At 60.5% G+C, this 22,572-nt stretch carries 7 protein-coding genes; 4 read left to right on the top strand and 3 right to left on the bottom strand.

All coding sequences use genetic code 11. From position 1 onward, the window contains the following. Positions 1 to 4 precede the first annotated feature (4 nt). Complete coding sequence (metH, locus tag BLU71_RS09670) at positions 5 to 3,715, top strand: methionine synthase (protein ID WP_083352931.1); 3,711 nt, start codon at positions 5 to 7, stop codon at positions 3,713 to 3,715. Positions 3,716 to 3,766: 51 nt separating this feature from the next. On the opposite strand, the gene BLU71_RS09675 is transcribed toward metH, so the two are convergent. Beyond that, entirely contained in the window at positions 3,767 to 11,122 is a 7,356-nt protein-coding gene (locus BLU71_RS09675; RefSeq protein WP_083352932.1) for a dermonecrotic toxin domain-containing protein, read from the bottom strand. A 139-nt stretch (positions 11,123 to 11,261) separates the two neighbouring features. Continuing rightward, a complete protein-coding gene (locus BLU71_RS09680; protein ID WP_083352933.1) occupies positions 11,262 to 18,473 on the bottom strand; it encodes an NEL-type E3 ubiquitin ligase domain-containing protein in 7,212 nt (2,403 codons plus the stop codon). Positions 18,474 to 18,631: 158 nt separating this feature from the next. Here BLU71_RS09680 and BLU71_RS09685 point away from each other — a divergent pair, with 158 nt between their 5' ends. The 3 genes from BLU71_RS09685 to BLU71_RS09695 all read left to right on the top strand — a co-directional run bounded on the left by BLU71_RS09685 (position 18,632) and on the right by BLU71_RS09695 (position 21,473). Next, positions 18,632 to 18,850 (top strand): DUF2970 domain-containing protein, encoded by a 219-nt coding sequence (locus BLU71_RS09685; protein ID WP_042610335.1) that lies wholly within the window; start codon positions 18,632 to 18,634, stop codon positions 18,848 to 18,850. A gap of 486 nt (positions 18,851 to 19,336) precedes the next feature. Next, complete coding sequence (locus tag BLU71_RS09690; RefSeq protein WP_042610334.1) at positions 19,337 to 20,995, top strand: nitrite/sulfite reductase; 1,659 nt, start codon at positions 19,337 to 19,339, stop codon at positions 20,993 to 20,995. Further along, a complete protein-coding gene (locus BLU71_RS09695) occupies positions 20,979 to 21,473 on the top strand; it encodes a DUF934 domain-containing protein (protein WP_039758643.1) in 495 nt (164 codons plus the stop codon). The genes BLU71_RS09690 and BLU71_RS09695 overlap by 17 nt, the downstream gene beginning before the upstream one ends. Before the next feature lie 66 nt (positions 21,474 to 21,539). Here BLU71_RS09695 and sohB read toward each other — a convergent pair whose 3' ends face one another. Then, on the bottom strand, positions 21,540 to 22,571 hold the full coding sequence (gene sohB / locus BLU71_RS09700) for a protease SohB (RefSeq protein ID WP_083352934.1): 1,032 nt from the start codon (positions 22,569 to 22,571) through the stop codon (positions 21,540 to 21,542). Position 22,572: the final 1 nt, after the last annotated feature.

Raw genomic sequence — 22,572 nt, forward strand, 5'->3', positions numbered from 1 at the left:
CCACATGTCCGATCGCAGCGTCCGCCTTCAAGCTCTCAAGCAAGCCCTCAAAGAGCGCATCCTGATTCTCGACGGCGGGATGGGCACGATGATCCAGAGCTACAAGCTCGAAGAGCAGGATTATCGCGGCAAGCGCTTCGCCGACTGGCCGAGTGACGTCAAGGGCAACAACGACTTGCTGGTGATCACTCGTCCGGACGTGATCGGCGGCATCGAAAAAGCCTATCTGGACGCCGGCGCCGACATTCTCGAAACCAACACCTTCAACGCCACGCGCATTTCCATGGCCGATTACGGCATGGAAGAGCTGGCATACGAGTTAAACGTAGAAGGCGCACGTCTGGCGCGCAAGATTGCCGACGCCAAGACCGCCGAAAATCCGGCCAGGCCGCGCTTCGTCGCCGGTGTGCTCGGCCCGACCAGCCGCACCTGCTCGCTGTCGCCCGACGTCAACAACCCCGGCTACCGCAACGTGACCTTCGACGAGCTGGTAGAAAACTACACCGAAGCCACCAAGGGCCTGATCGAGGGCGGCGCCGACCTGATCCTGATCGAGACGATCTTCGACACCCTCAACGCCAAAGCGGCGATCTTCGCCGTGCAAGGTGTGTTCGAAGAACTGCATATCGAACTGCCGATCATGATTTCCGGCACGATCACCGACGCCTCCGGCCGCACCCTGTCCGGCCAGACCACCGAAGCGTTCTGGAACTCGGTGGCCCACGCCAAGCCGATTTCCGTGGGGCTGAACTGCGCCCTTGGTGCCAGCGAACTGCGCCCGTACCTGGAAGAGCTGTCGAACAAGGCCAGCACCCACGTTTCCGCGCACCCGAACGCCGGCCTGCCGAATGAATTCGGCGAGTATGACGAACTGCCATCGCAAACCGCCAAAGTCATCGAGGAGTTCGCCCAGAGCGGTTTCCTCAACATCGTCGGCGGCTGCTGCGGCACCACGCCGGGGCACATCGAAGCCATCGCGAACGCCGTGGCCGGTTATGCACCGCGACAGATTCCGGACATTCCCAAAGCCTGCCGCCTCTCGGGCCTCGAGCCGTTCACCATCGATCGCAGCTCGCTGTTCGTCAACGTCGGCGAGCGCACCAACATTACCGGTTCGGCAAAGTTCGCCCGGCTGATTCGTGAAGACAACTACACCGAAGCCCTCGAAGTCGCTCTGCAGCAGGTCGAGGCCGGCGCGCAGATCATCGACATCAACATGGACGAGGGCATGCTCGATTCGAAGAAGGCCATGGTCACCTTCCTCAATCTGATCGCCGGCGAACCGGACATCTCGCGTGTGCCGATCATGATCGACTCGTCGAAATGGGAAGTCATCGAAGCCGGCCTCAAGTGCATTCAGGGCAAGGGCATCGTCAACTCGATCAGCATGAAAGAAGGCGTCGAGCAGTTCATCCATCACGCCCGACTGTGCAAGCGCTACGGTGCTGCAGTGGTGGTGATGGCCTTCGACGAAGCCGGTCAGGCCGACACCGAAGCGCGCAAGAAAGAGATCTGCAAACGCTCCTACGACATTCTGGTCAATGAAGTCGGCTTCCCGCCGGAAGACATCATCTTCGACCCGAACATCTTCGCCGTCGCCACCGGCATCGAAGAGCACAACAACTACGCCGTCGACTTCATCAATGCCTGCGCCTACATCCGCGACGAGCTGCCGTATGCGCTGAGCTCCGGCGGTGTGTCCAACGTGTCGTTCTCGTTCCGTGGCAACAACCCGGTGCGTGAGGCGATTCACTCGGTGTTCCTGCTCTACGCGATCCGCGCCGGCCTGACCATGGGCATCGTCAACGCCGGTCAGCTGGAGATCTACGATCAGATCCCGGTGGAGCTGCGCGACGCTGTCGAGGACGTGATCCTCAACCGCACCCCGGACGGCACCGACGCCCTCCTCGCCATTGCCGACAAGTACAAGGGCGACGGCAGCGTCAAGGAAGCCGAGACCGAAGAGTGGCGCAACTGGGACGTCAACAAGCGTCTGGAACACGCGCTGGTCAAGGGCATCACCACGCACATCGTCGAAGACACCGAAGAGTCCCGACAGTCGTTTGCGCGGCCGATCGAAGTGATCGAAGGCCCGTTGATGTCCGGCATGAACATCGTCGGCGACCTGTTCGGCGCCGGCAAAATGTTCCTCCCGCAAGTGGTCAAATCCGCCCGCGTCATGAAGCAGGCCGTGGCCCACTTGATTCCGTTCATCGAACTGGAAAAAGGCGACAAACCGGAAGCCAAGGGCAAGATCCTCATGGCCACGGTGAAAGGCGATGTGCACGACATCGGCAAGAACATCGTTGGCGTGGTGCTCGGCTGCAACGGCTATGACATCGTCGACCTCGGCGTGATGGTTCCGGCCGAGAAGATCCTGCAGGTCGCCAAGGAACAGAAATGCGACATCATCGGCCTCTCCGGCCTGATCACCCCGTCGCTGGATGAAATGGTCCACGTCGCCCGCGAAATGCAGCGTCAGGATTTCCATCTGCCGCTGATGATCGGTGGCGCGACCACCTCCAAGGCGCACACGGCGGTGAAGATCGAGCCGAAGTACAGCAACGATGCCGTGGTCTATGTGACCGACGCCTCGCGCGCCGTGGGTGTGGCGACGCAGTTGCTGTCCAAGGAATTGAAAGCCGGTTTCGTCGAGAAAACCCGTCTGGAATACATCGACGTGCGCGAGCGCACGTCCAATCGCAGCGCCCGCACCGAACGCCTGAGCTATGCCGCCGCGATCGCCAAGAAGCCACAATTCGACTGGGCCAGCTATCAGCCAGTGCAACCGACCTTCACCGGCAGCAAGGTGCTCGACAATATCGATTTGAAGGTGCTGGCCGAATACATCGACTGGACACCGTTTTTCATCTCCTGGGACCTGGCCGGCAAATTCCCGCGCATCCTCGAGGACGAAGTGGTCGGTGAAGCCGCCACCGCGCTGTACAAGGACGCCCGGGAAATGCTCGCCAAGCTGATCGACGAAAAGCTGATCAGCGCCCGCGCGGTATTCGGTTTCTGGCCGGCCAATCAGGTCAACGAAGACGATATCGAGCTGTACGACGATAACGGCAAGCCGTTGGCCAGGCTGCATCACCTGCGTCAGCAGATCATCAAGACCGACGGCAAACCGAACTTCTGCCTCGCCGACTTCGTTGCGCCGAAGGACAGCGAAGTCACCGATTACGTCGGCGGTTTCATTACCACTGCCGGCATCGGCGCCGAAGAAGTGGCCAAGGCCTATCAGGACGCTGGCGACGACTACAACTCGATCATGGTCAAGGCCCTCGCCGACCGCTTGGCCGAGGCCTGCGCGGAATGGCTGCACCAGCAAGTGCGCAAAGAGCACTGGGGTTATGCCAAGGACGAAACCCTCGATAACGATGCGCTGATCAAAGAGCAATACCGTGGCATCCGCCCCGCTCCCGGCTACCCGGCCTGCCCGGATCACACCGAGAAAGCCGCGCTGTTCACCCTGCTGGACCCGGAAGCGGCCGAAATGCGTGCCGGGCGCAGCGGCGTGTTCCTCACCGAGCACTACGCGATGTTCCCCGCTGCTGCAGTCAGTGGCTGGTACTTTGCCCATCCGCAGGCGCAGTACTTTGCCGTGGGCAAGATCGACAAGGACCAGGTGCAGAGCTACACCGCGCGCAAAGGCCAGGACCTGAGCGTGACCGAGCGCTGGCTGGCGCCGAATCTGGGTTACGACAGCTGAGATGCATGAGGCCCGACAGCACCTTGCTCCCGGGCCTCATCATTCATCCGCTCACGGGCGCCATGATGGGCCGGGCTGCGGTGAAGAAGGATCAGGTTGTGCCGTGCCTTCGCCCGCCAGTGCCAGACTCTGCATTTGCACGCGAGACAGTTCTTTCAACTTTTCAATGCGCGCTTCCGCCAGTTCGATCTCCAGTGCGGCCATCGCCTCCAGATAGCGGTTACGAGTCGCTTCGCTATCGTCTTTGTCCGGGTAGAGGTCCTCGACCTCCTCCTGACGCCGGCTCGCGTTGCTTTCGAGTGTCTCGAATACCTCGGGGTTGCGCTCGCGCAAATAGCGGATCCAGTAATCGCGACCGATCAGATCCTCCAGAAACATGTCCGACGCTTCATCGGCGAGAACGGCTGCACGCGCATCAATCAACCGCTGCCCGCGAATCGGTGTGGCGTACAGCATGTGCTCTGGTTGAGCCGGCAATTCCAGGCCGTCCGGCCAGCCGCGAGTCATGCCGATGCGGTATTGCAGGCGGACTTCCGCGCGGTCCTTGTACCTAGCGGCAGCTTCGGCCAGTCGGTCAACCCTTTCCAGGCGGAACAGACGTCGACTCAGATCAAGCAAGGCCCTGCCGCGCTGCTCCGGGCGGTGTCGTGGAATATCGCGCAGGGCGATGTATTCATAGACGCGGGTTTCCAGCTCGCTGAACGACAGGATTCGCCCATCAGGGCAGGTGCCGTGGGTTTCGGCGTTGAGAAACAACAGGTTGCGCAGTTGGGCATTTTCCGTGGCCGCCTCGATGACTTGCCAGACCCGATGGGTCAGATCGGCACCTGACAAACTGAATTCGAGGGTATCGGGCAAGGTCGAGAGCAAATGAAAGAACGGCTCATGGTTGTCCTGATCAGCCAATTGCAGCCATAACGCCTGCCGCGCGGCTTGCGCATCTGCATGGGTGTACGTCATCCAGGCGGCCATCGCTGGCGCTGCCGTATCTCGCGCCGGATAGGCAATGAACTCCGCTGCCTGCACGACGGCGCGGGTATCAACGGGCCTGGCACCGCCATCCCCACTTGGGCCATCGCTGTCGGAGTCGGAGTCAGAATCCGATCCCTGACCGGAGCCAGAATCCGAATCGCTATCGGTCTCCAATTCGCGTTCGGCAATTTCACCCTGCAGAAAATCCTGGGAATAACCCATGACATCACGGTCTGCGTTGGCCGCACTGTATTCGCGCAGTTGCTGCAGGCCATTGAGCGACAGCGAGTTTTCGGACAGGTCGGTGCCGTCCACCAGCGCTTCATGGTTGCCATCCAACAGCCGATCCGGAAAGACCATGATGTTGTTCCCCGACAGGTCCAGGCGTTGCAAATGCGCCAGATCGAGCACGCCATCAGGCCAGAATCCCAGCCCGTTCTGGCTGAGATCGAGGGTCTCCAGACGGGGGAAGCTGGTGGCGCTGAACTCCTCCAGCTGATTGTGGCTGAGGTCGAGCCAGCGCAACTGCGACCCACCCGCGTGCTGATACACGGTTTGTGCCACGGCCAGCCGATTACCGCTCAACTCCAGACGTTCCAGGCGGGTCAGACGACCGACAGCTTCGGGCAGCCGCTCCAGTGCATTGCCGTTGAGTTTCAGGGTGGTCAACTCAGGGAACGCCGGGCAAAAGAGGTTGAAGCTATCGACTGAAAACTTGACCCCTGTCAGATCCAGTGTCCGCACATGGGCAAACACGTTTGACAGCGCGGGCAGATCGCTCATGACCCCCGCTGAAAGGCTCAGCGTTGGTCCGGCAGACTCGGAAAGCCCAGTCAGACCGTCCCGCCAGCAATTGCGGATCCTCGTCGCGTTGAAGAACCTTGTGGACGATGACACGCTTTCACCAGGTCCTGGCGCCGCGCCGAAAATCCAGCCGTTCAACTCACGCGTCAGCGTCTCGTCACTTGCTCGCCACTGGGTCAGCCTGTCCGCCATTTGCTCCGGGGACAGGCCTTCAACGCGCAATCGGGCAACGCTGGCTTGCGCTTGTTCAAGGGTCAGCGAGGGAAATATCTCCAGCACACGGGCACTCATGTCGGAACTGGCGCCAGTTGCAGCAACGGGCGCAAGCGCTAACAGCTGGCCGGCGCGCTCCAGCGCACTTTCCGGCGGGGTCGCGCTTGGATTGGCCGGCAATGACGCCGTTTGCGCGTCGAACCGTTGCAAGGCGCCTTCCGGCAAACCAACGGACATTTCAATCCGGCGCTGCGCCGCCCGCATGTCCGCCTCGCCTTGAGTACTGAAGCGGTTGTTCTGCAGACGGGTCTTCAGCAGCACAGCGTCGTTGGCAAGCACCTGATCGGGGAGCGACCCAATGGTGTTATGTCGTAAATCCAATGTCCGCAAGTGCGGCAGGCTTTCCGCCCCGGTCGGCCATTGATTGAAGCCATTGGAGCTGAGGTTCAACGTCTTGAGCCCGGTCAGGCGAGAAACGTCCAGTGTGTCCAGGCGATTGAGCCGCGCATTGAGATGCTCCAGTTTGTTCAGGGCATTGAACTGGCTCTGCACCTCAGGGGTAACGCCGATAAGGTTGAGAGACACGTCCAGTTGCGTCAGGTGGCTTGCATCGGCGGGCCGGACCGGCAGTTCTGTCAATCCGCATGCGGTGACTTCCAGGCTGGTGGTGCCACTGAATGCCTGGAGAAAATCGCGAATCTGGTCGATCGGCACATTCAACCGGTCCAGCCGAACGCTCTGCACGTGAGCAAACGCACCGGTTGGCAATCGCGGCAGCTCACTGACCGACTCCTCGCCCTGTACCCATGCAGTGTCCACCAGTTCAAACACACCGGCATCGTCGAGATCGATACTGGCTGCCCAGTTCGTCCCATTGAAAGGGCGAACGTCGTCGTTCAAGCGATAGCGCCGGCGGATGGCTGCACGCCAGTTCTTTTCCAGAGCACGTACCACCCGTGCATTGGGCTGCGCTTGCCAGCGGGCGGCGGGAATTGCAGTGCGCAATCCATCGGATGCGCTGGCTTCGTAGAACTGGCGGAAAATCGCGGTGTGCTCTACACGCAGAATCTCCACAGCCTTGAGCCGGGTTTCCGGGGTATTCCAGAGGGTCATGATGCGCTGAGGCAACGGGTTGAGGCGGCCGGCTTCGCCCGTGAGGAACTGCAGTTCTCCGGCGCAATAGCGGCGAACCATCAAGTCCAGATCAACCAGATGTCGCCACTGCCCCATGTAGTTTTTCACATAGTCGTAAGCGGGTTTGAACGCTTCATGGGAGAACATGGACCAGTCCAGCGACAAACCTGCCCAGAGTCTTTCGTGTCCGACATAGAGCGATTGGGGAATGGAAGCGATGGCGGTCTGCGTCAGGTCCAGTCGTTCCAGTTCAGGCAGTTGCTGCACATAGGCCGGCCATTGCGTCAGGCCCGACGCTTCGATCCGGAGTTTCTTCAGGCGTTTGAGGGGCGTCAGATCCAGGCCAGCGGCATGGCTCCCACCGTCGAGGAAAGCAAGATGAAGCTCCTCAAGGGCGGTCAGCGTACTCAGTCTGCTCGACAGGTCGGAGGCCATCACCGTGGCTGCCGTCCTGAACTTGAGTTTCCTCAGTGCAGACATCCGGGTCACAGTCAGAGGCAAAGTCGTCAGTGCCTGCTCATGCGCCATGTAGGCGCCAAACAGACTGCCACGCTCCCCCAGCGACAGCTTTTGCACGTTGGCAAATCGCGCCAGAAACGCGTCCGCATTGGCGTCGGTGATGCCATTGCCGCCAATCGAAAGTTTACGCACATGGGCGAAGTCTGCCGTCAGCTCTGGCAGGGGGTCATAAGTGAGTATCGAAAGTTCATCGGCACCTGAAACTCCGGTGGACAAGGCGTTGCGCCAGCAGGTTTTCAACGCTTGCGCGGCGCGAAACTTGTGATCCGTTGCAGAACGTTCCCAAGGCGCCGCCGTGGATGTGCCTGCCCATTCATCCAGCGTCCTGTTCAACTGCTGCCATTCTTCGCGGCGTGATTGCAACAGCTGGAAAATCGCGTTGTCGTCTTTACCCGTCCGGTACTGCTCGAGAATGAAACCGTTAGCCTGTTCGTAGGTAAGCTGCGGATAGACATCGCACACATGATCGGTCAGGTTCATTTGCAACCCGGCGCCGCGTCCGCTCGCGGGGTAACCGATCAACGTAGTGTTCACACGCACGGGCGGCTTGATCCATTTGACCTGCGGCGCGAGCAGCGCAGGCGCATCTGCCTGATGCCGATCGGCATGATCGATGATCTTTTTCTGTAACCGGGCGGACTGCCCCACCTCGGGCACACCGAGGCTGCGGCGTACGTCATCAGGCAGGGCGTGCATGATTGATGAGTAAAAGTTGTCGCCGTTGCGCGGCAGGCTGTTGAGTGCAAGACCGCGGTCGTCGAACGCCTGAAACTGAGCGCCTTTCTTGATCAGGTATTTCTTCTCGCTGGCTGTTTCACTGCCGATGCTGTCGAGCAGCAGGCCGGCGTCATTGCCCTCGCGAACTTCAATGCGAACGCTGTCGGTCCAACCCGGCAACTGCTCCAGCGTGTGCAACGCCAAGCGCCGGCTGTCCGCCGAAGCGACGTTTTCACTGCGCAGGCCGGCATAGGCCGCTACTTGTCGGCTTTGACGGGCGTACCAGCGTGCCTCTTCCAGCAGGCGTAGCGGCACTCGATGGCCTGAGTCCAGTCGCTCGAGATCATCGGGGCGTCCATGGGCCAGCACCGTTTGTGCCGCGGGTTCGCTGAGTCCAGGGCAGGCCTTCTGCAAACGCGCAATCCGGGAATCGATGGGGTCGGTTCCCTTGTAGAGGCTGTCGTAGATCGCCGGCTGACGAGTGTCGGCGTAGTCGGCGATCTGCTTGCCGAACTCTGCCGGCCGGGCATCGCGCACGCGTGCGCCTTGCTCGCCCAGGAGCCGGGTGACTTCCGACTCGTCCAGCGCCGCAAGGATATGTGCTGGCAGGCCACCGCTGAGAATATCGGCCCGCGATATCTGAATCGGTGCCTTGACGCCGACGTCGCGAAAGCGCCGTGCGAAACCGTACCTGACCGACTTGCCGGACAGTTGCTCGCCGTCGAATACTTCCAGCACCCGGTTCGCCGGCCAGCGCGGCATTTCGGTGATCAGCGGCAACGCATAGAGATACAGTTCGTCGATCGGTTTTGTCCCGCGCAACTGTTCGACTACCAGTGCCGCGTTGCTATCCGCCTGCATCACGCGCATGGCCTGGGTCAGTTCCGGTGGAGGCAGCGCAGAATCGACGTGCATCTTGCGCAGAGCGGCGTCGCTGACACCGCTGATATCGGCAGCCTTGATCAACTGCGCGTCGGTGAAGGCTTCGGTTTCGTGGCCGATGCGCCGCAGCAGGGTCAGACGATCCCAGTCCCGCGGCCGCTCCAGCGTATGCCGCCAGGCACCGCGTCCGTTGCTCTCGAGCACTGGCTGCCAGGCGCGGGCATCGGTCGGGTGCTTGATGCGCCATTTGCTGATCGACTCATCGTAAAACTGCTCGTAGACCTTACCGCCCTGGCGGATGAAGGTCTGACCTTCCAGCACATGCTGGCCGGCAGGGTTCGGGCCGGGGCTGTCTGGCAGCGTGACAGCGGACTCGTAGGCTCTCAGGTCGGCTCTCCACAGACGAGCTTCGCCGTCGGGCAGTGTTACCGGCTGCAGCCGCTCGATGACCGGCACGGCTCTGGCACTGGAGATTTTCTGCACCCCGGCCCCCACCCCCGCCATCAACGCAATCTGCGCCAGATTCTCCGCGACATCGATCAGGTGATCCTTCGCCGCCCGACGATCGCCCTCACTCCATTCAATCGCGCCTTCCAGGGTCTCATTCAGCAATTGCCCGGCCATCACCACCATCATGACCTCGCCCAGCACCGGCACGAACATCGAGACCAGGTTCAGGCCGAGCATGCCGATCTGCAGCAGATGAGCGAGCTTGGCGTCCCGGGCCTTCGCATCGACATCCGCCGATGGCACGGCATGGCTGCGTGCGTCGGCCAATACCTTGGCGCGGCTCTGGGTGTAAAGGTATTGCCAGAGATCCTCATTGGGCGCCCAAATCCCCCGTCCGCTGCGACCGAACGTCGATGGCGCAATGTAGGGATCCGGCACAGGATCCCACCTGATCTCACGCTCGGGTGGCAGCTCACGGATCCGGGTGAACACCGAACCGCCCGCCAGTACCTGCGCCACAGCCAGCCATGGCGAGCGCCATATTGCCCAGGCATCGCTCGGGGAACCGGCCGCCTTTTGTCTGAACTGGCTGAAATAATAGGCACGCTGGTCATACGGCAGAAACTCGCTGAGAAAGCGCTGGTACGCGGTCGGTTCTGCGCCGGGCTCTTGGACGGGATCGCGGGCGGTGAGCAAGCGCTTGAACTCATCGCGCATCTGCTGGACGGTGTAGCGCTTGAGCGGGTGCTCCGGATCGTGAGGGATGTAAAGAATCAGCTCGTCGCCGTAGCGGTACTTCTGGCAAATGACAAACACCACGCACCCGGTGAGCCTTTTTTTCATCACGCCCAGGTCACTGAACCAGACCTGTTTATCGCCCATCCACGGGTGCATGTTGCCGTTGATCACCGACACAATCATTGCGTGATCCGTCGGCTCAATGTCTTTTTGCAACAGCGCCTGATCGGCTGCGGCGCGCATCGTCGCCTTTTGGCTGGCAATGAAGCGCTCGCTGAGCACCGCCTCTGCCACCGCATCGTCCGGGTGGAAGAATGTCGTCAAATAGCTCTGATACTGCTTGCCGACATCCAGCTCTCGGCAAAGCGTCAGGAACTGCGTCACCGTCAGGCCGATGCTCACGTGCTCGAATGTATCTGGGGTGGAGGTGGCTACCACGAAACCCGATGTCGGGTGATAAGCGCCCTGCTTGCATTCGTCAGCTTCGAAGTTGTGCAGCGCGGCTTCCAGCATCGACAGTTTGAGGACCTCGAAGGACGCCAGCTCGATCTTTTCAATGCCCAGTTCGACGGGACGCCGCAGGCACAGGAACGTCTTGTCGACATCGATTTGTAATTGATGCCGGTCCTTGAGCGCTTTGAGCAGCAATGGCCTGGCAAATGTCTCGACGTCCTGAAGGGTCGCCATGGTTCTATCCAGATCGTTCTGGGCGACAACACTGGCCTTCATGCTGTCGGCCAGCGTCTTGCGTTGTTCCGGCGTCGCGTCGAGGTACCACGCTGGCAGCGCAGTCGGAAGGTTCTTGAGCGCTTCGCGCCGTTGTGACGAAGCGCCGGACAGCCACGGCGGGATGGACTTTTCGAGAAAATCCCGGTGCAGGCTTTGCGTTGTATTGAGCTTTGTCGGCTGGCTGCCAGCGACAACTCGTGCGAGCGGCGCAGCGTGCGGCGTCTCTGGGTTGGATGGGATAGTGACCATGATCACTCCTGGTTTGATGGAGCGATCAGCAGACCATGTCCCGTCAGCGGATCTGCGGTATCCGGGTATTGCCGGTGCGGCCGTGAGTAACCTGATATGTATCACTCACGGCGCAATCTTCAACGCCAGCCCGCGCCCGTCAAGGGCGGCTCGAAGGTCCCGGTGTCGGTGTGACTCGATCTCCTTCTGCGGCCTCATCGGCAAAGCTCTGCAGATCGACGATCTCCCGACGTGTCAGCTCGAGACGTTTCTGGGTGAGCAGCCGTTCCATGGCCTTGCCCAGCTCGACCAGTTCCCGATCGTACTCTCGCGCATCGATTTCACCCCGGGAGAGCCGATCATCCAATGCACTCCAGCGTTCTTGGCGTTGCTGATCAACCGCGGAGTCAATCGCCTGCATCTCCAGCGGGAGACGTTCCTCCAGATAGGTGATCCAGTAATCGCGGGCGATCATGCTCAGTGGCAGTGCATCGGTCCGCTCCGCCTCGAGGATCGAGGCCCGGGTCTGAGTCAGCAGTTCACCGCTGAGGGGTTCGTCATAGAGCATGTAGGCCGGCTGCCCGGGCAGATCCACCCCATCGCCCCAGCCACCGGTCAGACCGATACGATATTTCAGGCGCACCTCGGCACGATCCCTGCCCCGCCCTGCGGCGTCAGCCAGCGTCTCGATCCTGTCCAGACGAAACAATTGCCGGGACAGACGCAATAAAGCCCGGCCCTTTAGAGCCATCCGATGCACCGGGATGTCGTGCAGTGCCCGATACACCGACACCCGCACTTCCATGTCGCTGAATGTCAGAATCCGCCCGTCCGGGCACGTGCCATGGCTTTCAGCGCCGAGAAACAGCAACTGGCGCAGTTCGCTGCTCTCGGTGGCTGCTTGCATGACATCCCACATTCTGCGCGTCAGGTCGGCCGGTACCAGCCGGAAGTCGTCCGTGTCGCGCAACAAACGCAGCAACTGAAAAAAACGCTGGTGATCGGGCTCTTGCGCCAGTTGCGCCCAGATGTCCGCCCTGCGAGCCGCAAGCGTCACGTCGCTGCGCTGGAGCCACGGATCTCTTGATCTCGGGGCCACATCGTTGAGCGGATCCAGGACCTCTTCGACAGGCAGGACAGCGGCCTCAGGATCATCAAGGTCCACATTGCCGACGTCGTCTTCGGGAATTCCGGCCGCTTCTGCGCCACCGAACAGATCGCCGAAAAGGTGTGTGTCGATCATCGTTTCAATGTTTCGGCGTGACATTCCCAGCACGTGCGACGCCGACTGCTCACGCGCATAGCGGCGCATGTCCTGCAAAGCAGAAAGGGACAAGCGTCGATTTTCGGAGAGATCAGTCCCCCGGATCAGACGCTCGTGCTCGCCGCTGAACAATTCCCCGGGAATGCGTGTGAGCTCGTTGCCGCTCAGGTTCAAGCTGTGCAACTGCGGCGCCTCGAATACACGGCCAGGCCATGCAGTCAGGTGGTTGTAACGCAGGTCCAGGGTCTGGACAGCGCCAAAGTCGGGCGGGTTGAAGACACGAAGTTCGTTGTAGCCGACATCCAGCCTGCGAAGGCGCGCACGGGCCAGCAACGGGTAAAGCTCCGTCGCGTCCGCGAGATCGCAATACTGCATCTCCAGATGTTGCAGATGCTGCATTCGCAGTACCGGCGCAGGCACCGACCCCAGGGGATTGCCACTGATGTACAAGGTTTCGACATGGGGAAAAGCGGCGAGAAACCCGTCCGAGCCCCGCGTGGTCATGCCCACGCGGCTCAGATCCAGCGTTCTGACTGCAGGAATCGGCACTGCCAGTTCCGGCAAATCACCGGTTTGCAGGCCTTGGAAATCCAGATCCAGCCGGGCCCTGTCGACAGGCTCTGTGAGCCCGTCCAGCCAGGCTTCGAAGAGGCGCCTCGCCGCGACCGATCGGTCTCGCGCATTGGTCCTGTAGGTGTCCGTGCGCACTTCGCGGGTGTACAGCCAATCATTCGCCCGACGGACCAATGCCTCGCCAAGGTGCTGCCATTCGGTGATCCGTGCTTCGACCTGCGCATCGCTCGCCCCCGACGCCCGCAGATTCTGCAAGTGAAGCCGCGCTTGCTCGACCGGCATGAGGCGAGTCAGTCGTTGCAACTGCGTCGACGGCCCCGTTTGCCCTTGAAGCACCGTCGCAGCTTCCGGAAGCGAGAGCATCAGCTCGATAAACGACCAGCCTGTTTCCGCAGGAGGGAAAGCCTCCGGTACCGGTTCTGCGCCGAATCGCGCCAGTGTGCCCTGCCCCAGCCACCGTTCCTGCTCGATACGCCGCAGCGCCGCGTGCAGGCTTGCTTCACCCTCAGGACTGAATACGTTACCGGTCAGGTTGGCTCTCATCAGCGCGTCGGGATGGGTCAACACCGACGGGGGCAGTGACGAGACCCGGTTGTCTCGCAGGTCGAGCCAGGTCAACCGAGGCAGGTTTTCGGCACCGGCGGGCCAGGTTCGCAACTGCGTCGATCTCAGGCTCAGGGCACGCAATCGGCTCAAAAGGCTGACATCGATGTTGCCCAGCGGGTTGTTACTCAAATTCAACCTTCTGAGACGCTGCAACCCGTCGATCTGCCGCTGCACGACAGGCGTAACCTCGATCCTGTTCCCCGCTGCATCCAGATGCGTCAGCGCTGACAGCTCATCCGGCGCAAAGGGCAGCTCGGTGAAGGTATTACCGCTGAATTCAAGTGATTCGACATGACTGAACGCGCGGAGAAAGTGCCGAGCCTGTTCAATGGGGACGTCCAGCCTTCCCAGGCGCACTGTACGCACGTGGGAGAAACTGGCTGCCGGCAGTCGCGGCAACTCGGTGATCAAGTCTGTAGCCGGCGATATGGCGTGGCCTGATCGGGTCACCGGCAGGTCAAATGTCGCCACGTTGGCGGTCAGGCCGTACCGTTGGCGAACCGTCCCATACCAGCTGGTTTTGAGCGCGTTGACAACGTCGGCGTTGGGCCCCGTGGACCACTGGCGCCGGAGGGTCGCATAGCGTGTTCCATGCCGCAGGGAGGGTGTGTAGAACGCCGCGAAAATGGCTTCATGCTCCGCCCGAAGCTGTTCGATGGCGGTAACTCTGGCCTGCGGTGTCCCCCAGGCCGCGTTGAACGCTGCGGATAACGGGTCAGTGAAATTCGGCATTGGCGCCATCGTGTCGAGTTCGGCGCGGCAGAACTCGCCGACCATCTGATGCAGATCGAGCAGGTGGCCCAGTGGGCCGGAATATCGGCTGACGTATTCGTAAGCGCGCCGGAAGGTCGCCGGGGTCACCCTCGACCAGTCGAGCGCCAGCCCGGTCCAAAGCTGCTCTTGATCGTGATACAGCGATTCGGGCAGCGTCTCTATCAACGTATGCGTCAGATCCAGACGCTCAAGAAGCGCAAGGCGCTCAACGTACGCGGGCCATCGCCACAAGGCACGGGGCGCGTCAATGCGCAGGCTGCGCAGGCGGGTCAATGGCGTCAGGTCAAGTTCATGCAGAGTGGTTGAATCGACTCCTGAGTAATCGATGCGCAGCGCTTCCAGCCTGGCAAGCGAGCTGAGCCGTTGAGAAAAGCTTGGCGCCAGTAACGCCGCATCGGTGGAAAAACGCAGACGGGTCAGTCCGGGCATTCGGCCGACCGCCTCCGGCAGGGTCGTCAGCGCGCCGGTCCCAGACATGGGGCCAACGGCAGGTTGCCCCAGTTCGCCGATCGACAAATCCGTGACATTCGGGAAGGCCGCCAGAAAACTGTCCGCATTGGCATCCGTTATGCCCAGTCCCGTCAGGGACAGTTCATTGATATGGGCAAAGTGTGTGGAGAGCGCAGGCAACGGCGTATCGCACACCAGCGAGAGACGCCCGGCTTCGACTTCTTGCCCGGCCAGCGGGCCATTGCGCCAGGCATTCCTGAGTGCCTGAGCCACTTGCGCCCGGTGCAGCGCGGCCTGGCTCCCGGTCGGGCCAGCCTGCCATTGCTCCAGGGTGGTATCGAGTCTTTCCCAGTCTTCCCGCCGGGACTCCAGTTCGCTGAAGATCTGCGCATTACTTCTGCCGCGTTGCTGGGTGAGGAACGCCTCGGCCTGCCGCGCCTGCGGATAGAGATGCGCCACCCGTGACTCCAGGGATGGCGAAAGGTTTGGTCCACGGCCACTGGCGTAATAGCCCTTGAGCCTCGCGCTCACCCGCACCGGTGGTTTGAACGCTTTGGCTTGCGGCGCCAGAACGTGCGCAGCTTGGCGTCGATGCGCATGGGCCGAGCCGATGATTTTATGTTGCAGTTCGCTGCCAGGGCTTCCTTCCGGCAAGTCAATGGCCAAGCGTATGTCATCGGGCAGCGCGTGCAGGAGCGAATGATAGAAGCTGTCCTCTGCATTCGATAACCTGTTGAGCGCTTCTGCGTGATCACCGAAGGCCTGATAAGCAGGCCCGTTCTTCACCAGATAGCGTTTCACCGGTGCCGCAGGCCCACCGATGCTGTCGAGCAGTGCGCCGGTTGTGCTGCCCTCGCGAATTTCCAGGCGCAATGTCTGCGGCCATCCTGGCAACTGTTCCAGCGCAAACAGTGCCAGCCTTCGGCTGTCTGCCGAAGCCAGGTTCTCGCTGTGCAAACCGGCGAATGCACGAACCTGGCGTCCCTGGCGAGCATGCCAGCGAGCCTCTTCGAGCATTTTCAACGGGGAGCGCCCGGCAGCGTCCATTCGAGCCAGTTCCGCCGCCGTTGCATGATCGAGCACATCCTCTGCGGCCGCATCGCTGAGTCCGGGACATTCACGCTGCAGCATGCGCCCGCGTATGCCCAGCGGTTCGCTGCCTCGGTAAAGGCTGTCGAAAATGGCCGACTGTCGTGTATGGGCATAATCGGCGAGCCTGCGACTGAATGCGTCTGGCCTCGCTGGACGAAACTGCGCGTCGGCCGGGCCCAGGAGCTGGCGTACTTCGTTTTCCTGCAGCGCTGCCAGAATTCGTGCAGGCATTTCTCCGTTCAATACCTGCGCACGGCTGATACGGATGACCGGTTTGCGATCAAACCCGGGCAGTGACGTCTGCGCACCGTACCGAATCGACGATCCTTCGCCCTCGGCACCGAGGAAAAACTCCAGTACCCGATCAGCCGGCCAGTGCGGCATTTCGGTGACCAGAGGCAGTGCGTACAGATACCCCTCATCAATGGGCCTCGCTCCGCGCAGTTGCTCGATCATTTGCCTGGCTCCCCTATCGGCGCGAAACAGGCGCATCGCGTCGTGCAATTCAGGAGGAGGCGGTAGATGATCCATGTGCATTTTGCGCAAGGCGTTGTCACTGACGGCGCTGATATCGGCGAGCATCAACAGGGATTCATCGCTGAAGTCGTCGGTGATATGCCCCATGCGCCGCAGCAGGGTCAGTCGCTCCCAGTCCATCGGCTGCTCCAGCGCCAGCCGCCAGGCGCCCTGACCGTTATGACTCAGGACTGGCTGATAAGCGTCGGCATCGCTGGGATGTTTGAGACGCCATTGAGCGGTTGACTCATCGAGTGTCTGTTCGTAGAACCTGCCGCCATGGCGGAAACAGATTTTGCCGTCGATCCGGTACTGCCCCTGTGCATTCGGCCGCACTGATCCACTCAACGTGAGGTGCTGTTCATAGCCACTGAAGTCGGGCTTCCACAGACGGGTTTCGCCAGTGGGCAGAGTCACGGGATGCAGTTGCTCGATCAGCGGCTCCGGCTTTACCGCCGTCAGCCGTTTGAAACCCGCGCCGACTGCCGCCATGACTGCAATCTGCGCGAGGTTCTCCGCTACATCCACGAAGTGCGCCTTGGCGGCGTGCCTGTCACCCTCGCTCCATTCGACCACGCCCTCGATGGTTTCGAACAACAACTGGCCGGCCATCACCACCAGCATGATCTCGCCCAGCACCGGCACAAACATCGACGCCACATTCAGCGCCAGCAGGCCGAATTGCAGCAGGCCTGACAGTTTGGCGTTTCGTGCACTGGCGTCCACGTCGGCGGTTGGAACCGCGTGGCAGCGGGCATCAGCGAAGACCTTCTCGCGGTGCTTTTCATAGAGGTAAGTCCAGAGGTCGGAATTGGCAGCCCAGGGAAAAGCCTGCACGTGGGGCATCAACGCGGCGGCAATGTAGGGATCGGGCTCCGGCACTCTCTTCGCGTATTTGGGCGAGGTTTTCCATATCTCGATTGCGGTCAGTGTGGCTTCCAGTATTTTGCGCCAGGGCGACGTCAGCCAGTCGGACGCAGAGTCGGCAACCTTCACGAACTGGCTGAAGTAGTAAGGACGTTTTTCGTAGGGCAAGAACTGGCTCAGAAACCGCTGGTAAGGCGTCGGTTCGATGTCTGCCGACTGCCCTGGAACACGAGCGGTCAGCAGCCGCTTGAAGGTGCTCTGCATTTGCGTACCGGTATAGCGCTTCAGCGGATGTACCGGATCATTCGGCACATAAAGAATCACTGCCTCGGTGGGGCGATTCCTTTCGGCGATCTTGAACGCAACACAGCCCACCAACCTGTGCCTCATCAGGCTCAGGTCCTGAAACCAGACCTGATTGCGACCGATTCTGGGATGTCGCTCGCCTCTGATGACCGAAATGATCATCGCGTGGTCTTCCGGCAGAATGTCCTTGGTCAACAAAGCCCGATCAGCCGCCGCACGCATGGCTGTTTTCTGGCTGGCAATGAACCGCCGGCGCAACCTCGCCTCGGCCTTGGGGTTTTCGGGATGGAAAAAAGAATCGAGATAGGCCTGATACTTCGCACCGATATCCAGTTCACGGCACAGACCGAGAAAGTTTCTGACCGACACATTTACCGGCACAGCCGTGTAGACCTCCGTGGCAGGGTTCTGGATTGCGAACCCGGAGCTGCGGTGAAACGCCCCGTACCGACATTCGTCACTTTCGAAGTTGTGCAGCGCCGCCTGCAGCAAAGGGAGCGTCAAGGATTCGTAAGTTCCGATTTCCTCGCCGAGGAGACCGGCGCGTATGGGGCGCCGGAGGCATAACAGGGTTTTGTCGACATCAACCTCGACCTGAAAACGGCTTTTCAGCGCCTGCATCAGGATGGGCCGGGCGAACGCATCAATGTCCTTGAACGCTGCCATGGTCTGGTCCAATCGCGTCTGCGTGCTGAAACTGTGGCCGTAGCTTTCATGCAAAACACGACGGTGTGCCGGTTCCATGGTGCTGTACCAGTTCGGCAGGACGGTCCTGGCCTGTTTGAACTCGGCCTTTCTCAGAGCAGAAGCATCGATCAGCCATGGCGGCACCGCAGCCTCCAGAAAAGGCCCGTGCAGGCTCTCGGTAGCAGGCGGTGGTGCGGGCTTGTCCGTGGCTTGAGGAATAAGAAAATCGGGAAACATACATCGCTCCTGTAAATGGAGCGACAGCACATCACTTGTATGGGTGGCTTCAGCGGTACAGGGATATAGGCAGAGGCGGCAGTTGTAACGACGTGTCTGCGAACAGCCGAGCGCTATTTGACTATGCTTGAGAGGCACAACTTTCAGCGGAGGGATTTATGGACGATCCAGTCGACAACAAACCGCCGACCTTTTGGCAAATGTTGCAAAGCGTCATGGCAGCGGCGTTCGGCGTACAAAGCGGCAAAAACAGGGAACGAGACTTTACCCATGGCAAACCCAGTCATTTCGTGATGTTGGGCATTCTGTTCACGGCGCTGTTCGGGTTGACGCTGTTTGCCATCGTCAAACTGGTGCTGCATCTGGCCGGCGTGTGAACCGGCACGCTGAGGCGTTGGCTACATGGCTTCATGCGGATGCGCAGGGGGCCGGGCCCAGGAAAAGGCCCGGAACCTGGCTTACTGGTGGCTGACCCAGAAGACCGCTGTCCCTACTACGAGAATGATCAGGAACAGAATGGCCCATGCGTCGACACTGCTGTCGCTTTTTCTGGCTTTGGTCGGGTTGCTCATTGCATCGCCTCTTGTCGGTTTTATCGGTGATTGCACAAAGACTCGATCACAGTTAAGACGATGATTGTCCGCACTACAAATGTGGATTAGTTGACAGTGATGCGTGTTAGGCGATTTGGTTCTTTCCATATACTCAAACATCACTTTTGCGCATAACTGCAAACGGGTATATTGCCCCGGCTCCGTCAGGAGTGCGCGGCCGTGCGCGCAGAATTGCAGAGGCATCATCGGACTCCAGCAAGCGAAAACGCAGCGTTTTCCGAGTAGCCCAAGCCTGAGAACAGGACTTATATGTACGTATACGACGAGTACGATCAGCGGATCATCGAGGACCGCGTCAAGCAGTTCCGTGATCAGACCCGACGCTATCTGGCAGGTGAGCTGAGCGAAGAAGAATTCCGCCCCCTGCGCCTGCAGAATGGCCTGTACATCCAGCGCTTCGCACCGATGTTGCGGGTGGCGGTGCCTTACGGCCAACTGACTTCGCGCCAGGTGCGCATGATGGCCAGGATTGCCCGCGACTACGACAAGGGCTACGCCCACATCAGTACGCGGCAGAACGTGCAGTTCAACTGGCCGGCCGTGGAAGACATCCCGGACATTCTCGCCGAACTCGCGACCGTGCAGATGCACGCTATTCAGACCAGCGGCAACTGCCTGCGCAACGTCACCACCGATCAGTTTGCCGGCGTCGCCGCCGATGAAGTGATCGATCCACGCCCATGGTGCGAGATCGTTCGTCAGTGGACCACGTTCCACCCGGAATTCGCCTACCTGCCGCGCAAGTTCAAGATCGCCGTCAACGGTTCGACCAGTGACCGTGCTGCCATTGAAGTCCACGATATCGGTCTGGAACCTGTCCATAACGCTGCTGGCGAGTTGGGCTTCCGCGTGCTGGTTGGCGGTGGCCTCGGTCGTACGCCGGTGGTAGGCGCATTCATCAACGAATTCCTGCCATGGCAGGACCTGTTGAGCTACCTCGACGCCATTCTGCGTGTGTACAACCGCTATGGCCGTCGTGACAACAAATACAAGGCGCGGATCAAGATCCTCGTCAAAGCGCTGACTCCAGAAGTGTTCGCGCAGAAAGTCGATGCGGAAATGGAGCACCTGCGCGGTGGCCAGACCACGCTGACCGAAGCCGAACTGCATCGCGTTGCGAAGCACTTCGTCGATCCGGACTACAAGACCCTCGAAAACCAGACCGCGCAATTGGCCGATCTGGACAAAGAGCATCCGGGTTTCGCCCGCTGGCGCAGCCGCAACACCCTGGCGCACAAGAAGCCTGGCTATGTCGCTGTGACGCTGTCGCTGAAGCCGACCGGTGTTGCCCCGGGCGACATCACCGACAAACAGCTCGACGCCGTCGCCGATCTGGCCGACCGCTACAGCTTCGGTCAGCTGCGCACCTCCCACGAGCAGAACATCATTCTTGCCGACGTCGAGCAGAGTCAGTTGTTCACCCTGTGGGGCGAGTTGCGTGAAGGCGGTTTCGCCACGCCGAACATCGGCCTGCTGACCGACATCATCTGCTGCCCGGGCGGCGACTTCTGCTCGCTGGCCAACGCCAAGTCGATCCCGATCGCCGAATCGATCCAGCGTCGTTTCGACGATCTGGACTACCTGTTCGATATCGGTGAGCTGGACCTGAACATCTCCGGCTGCATGAACGCCTGCGGTCACCACCACGTGGGCCACATCGGCATCCTCGGCGTGGACAAGAAAGGCGAAGAGTTCTATCAGGTCTCCCTCGGCGGCAGCGCCAGCCGGGATGCGAGCCTGGGCAAGATCCTCGGCCCGTCCTTCGCTCAGGAAGCCATGCCGGACGTGATCTCCAAGCTGATCGACGTGTACGTTGAGCAACGCACCGAAGACGAGCGCTTCATCGACACCTACCAGCGTATTGGCATCGACCTCTTCAAGGAACGCGTCTATGCAGCGAATCATTAAGAACAACGAAGTCGTCGACGAAACCTGGCACTTGCTGCCCAAGGATTTCAACATCGACGAGATCAGCAACTGCGACGATCTGATCGTTCCTCTGCAGTTATGGCGCGAACACAGCCGCATGCTCAAGGCCCGTGATGGCGGTCTGGGCGTGTGGCTGGATGCCGACGAGGAAGCCGAAGAGATCGGTGAAGACGTCAGTGAGTTTCAAGTGATCGCGCTGAATTTCCCGGCGTTCACCGATGGCCGCAGTTACTCCAATGCCCGTCTGCTGCGCGACCGTTACGGTTTCAAAGGCGAACTGCGGGCAATTGGTGACGTGCTGCGCGACCAGCTGTTTTACATGCACCGCTGCGGCTTTGATGCCTTTGCCATTCGTGCGGACAAAGATCCGTACGAAGCGCTGGAAGGTCTCAAGGACTTCTCGGTGACCTACCAGGCCGCCAGTGACGAGCCGCTGCCGTTGTTTCGTCGGCGCTAAGCCTGCGGGTTTACTGCGGACACAAAAACGCCGGTCATTGACCGGCGTTTTTTTATGCCTGCTTGTTTACCAGAAGCGTTGCTGGGTGAGGCGGCTCCACCAGCTCAACAGCACACGATCCACCGAACCGCTGGCAGCCATGCCGATGCGTTCCTGCAGGCTTTTGCGCTCGGCGTAGTGCAGATGGTAAACCTCGGCCTGTCTGGCTTTCTGCGCCAGATATTCATCGCTGGTCTTCAGTTCGTCCACCAGCTGGTTTTCCAGGGCAGCGATCCCCAGCCAGATTTCGCCGGTGGCCACTTCATCAATTGCCAATTGCGGGCGATAACGGGCGACGAAGTTCTTGAACAGCTGATGGGTAATGTCGAGGTCTTCCTGAAATTTCTCACGGCCCTTTTCGGTGTTTTCGCCAAACACCGTCAGGGTGCGCTTATATTCACCGGCAGTCAGCACTTCGAAATCGATGTCATGCTTCTTCAGCAGGCGGTTGACGTTAGGCAACTGCGCGACCACACCGATGGAACCGAGTATCGCGAATGGAGCGCTGATGATCTTGTCGCCGATGCACGCCATCATGTAGCCGCCGCTGGCCGCGACCTTGTCGATGCAAACGGTCAATGGCACGCCCGCATCGCGGATTCGGGCCAGTTGTGACGACGCCAGACCGTAGCTGTGCACCATGCCGCCGCCGCTTTCCAGGCGCAGAACCACTTCGTCCTTCGGCGTGGCCAGGGTCAACAGCGCGGTGATCTCGTGACGCAGGCTCTCGGTGGCCGAAGCCTTGATATCGCCGTCGAAGTCGAGCACGAATACCCGGGACTTCGGCTCTGGCTGGGTCTGCTGCTTCTTCGCGGTTTTTTCGGTTTTCGCTTGGCCCTTGCGCAATGCCTTGAGCTGATCCTTGTCGAGCAGGGTCTGCTCCAGGCGCTCACGCAGACCTTTGTAGAAATCGTTGAGTTTGCTGACTTGCAACTGGCCCGCCGATTTGCGCCGTCCCTTGCTGCGCAACGCGGCGAAACTGGCGAGCACCACCAGAATGGCGACCACCAGGGTGACAGTCTTGGCCAGGAAGCTGGCGTATTCGGTGAAAAAATCCACA

The organism is Pseudomonas moraviensis, assembly GCF_900105805.1.
GTDB classification, from domain to species: Bacteria; Pseudomonadota; Gammaproteobacteria; order Pseudomonadales; family Pseudomonadaceae; genus Aquipseudomonas; species Aquipseudomonas moraviensis_A.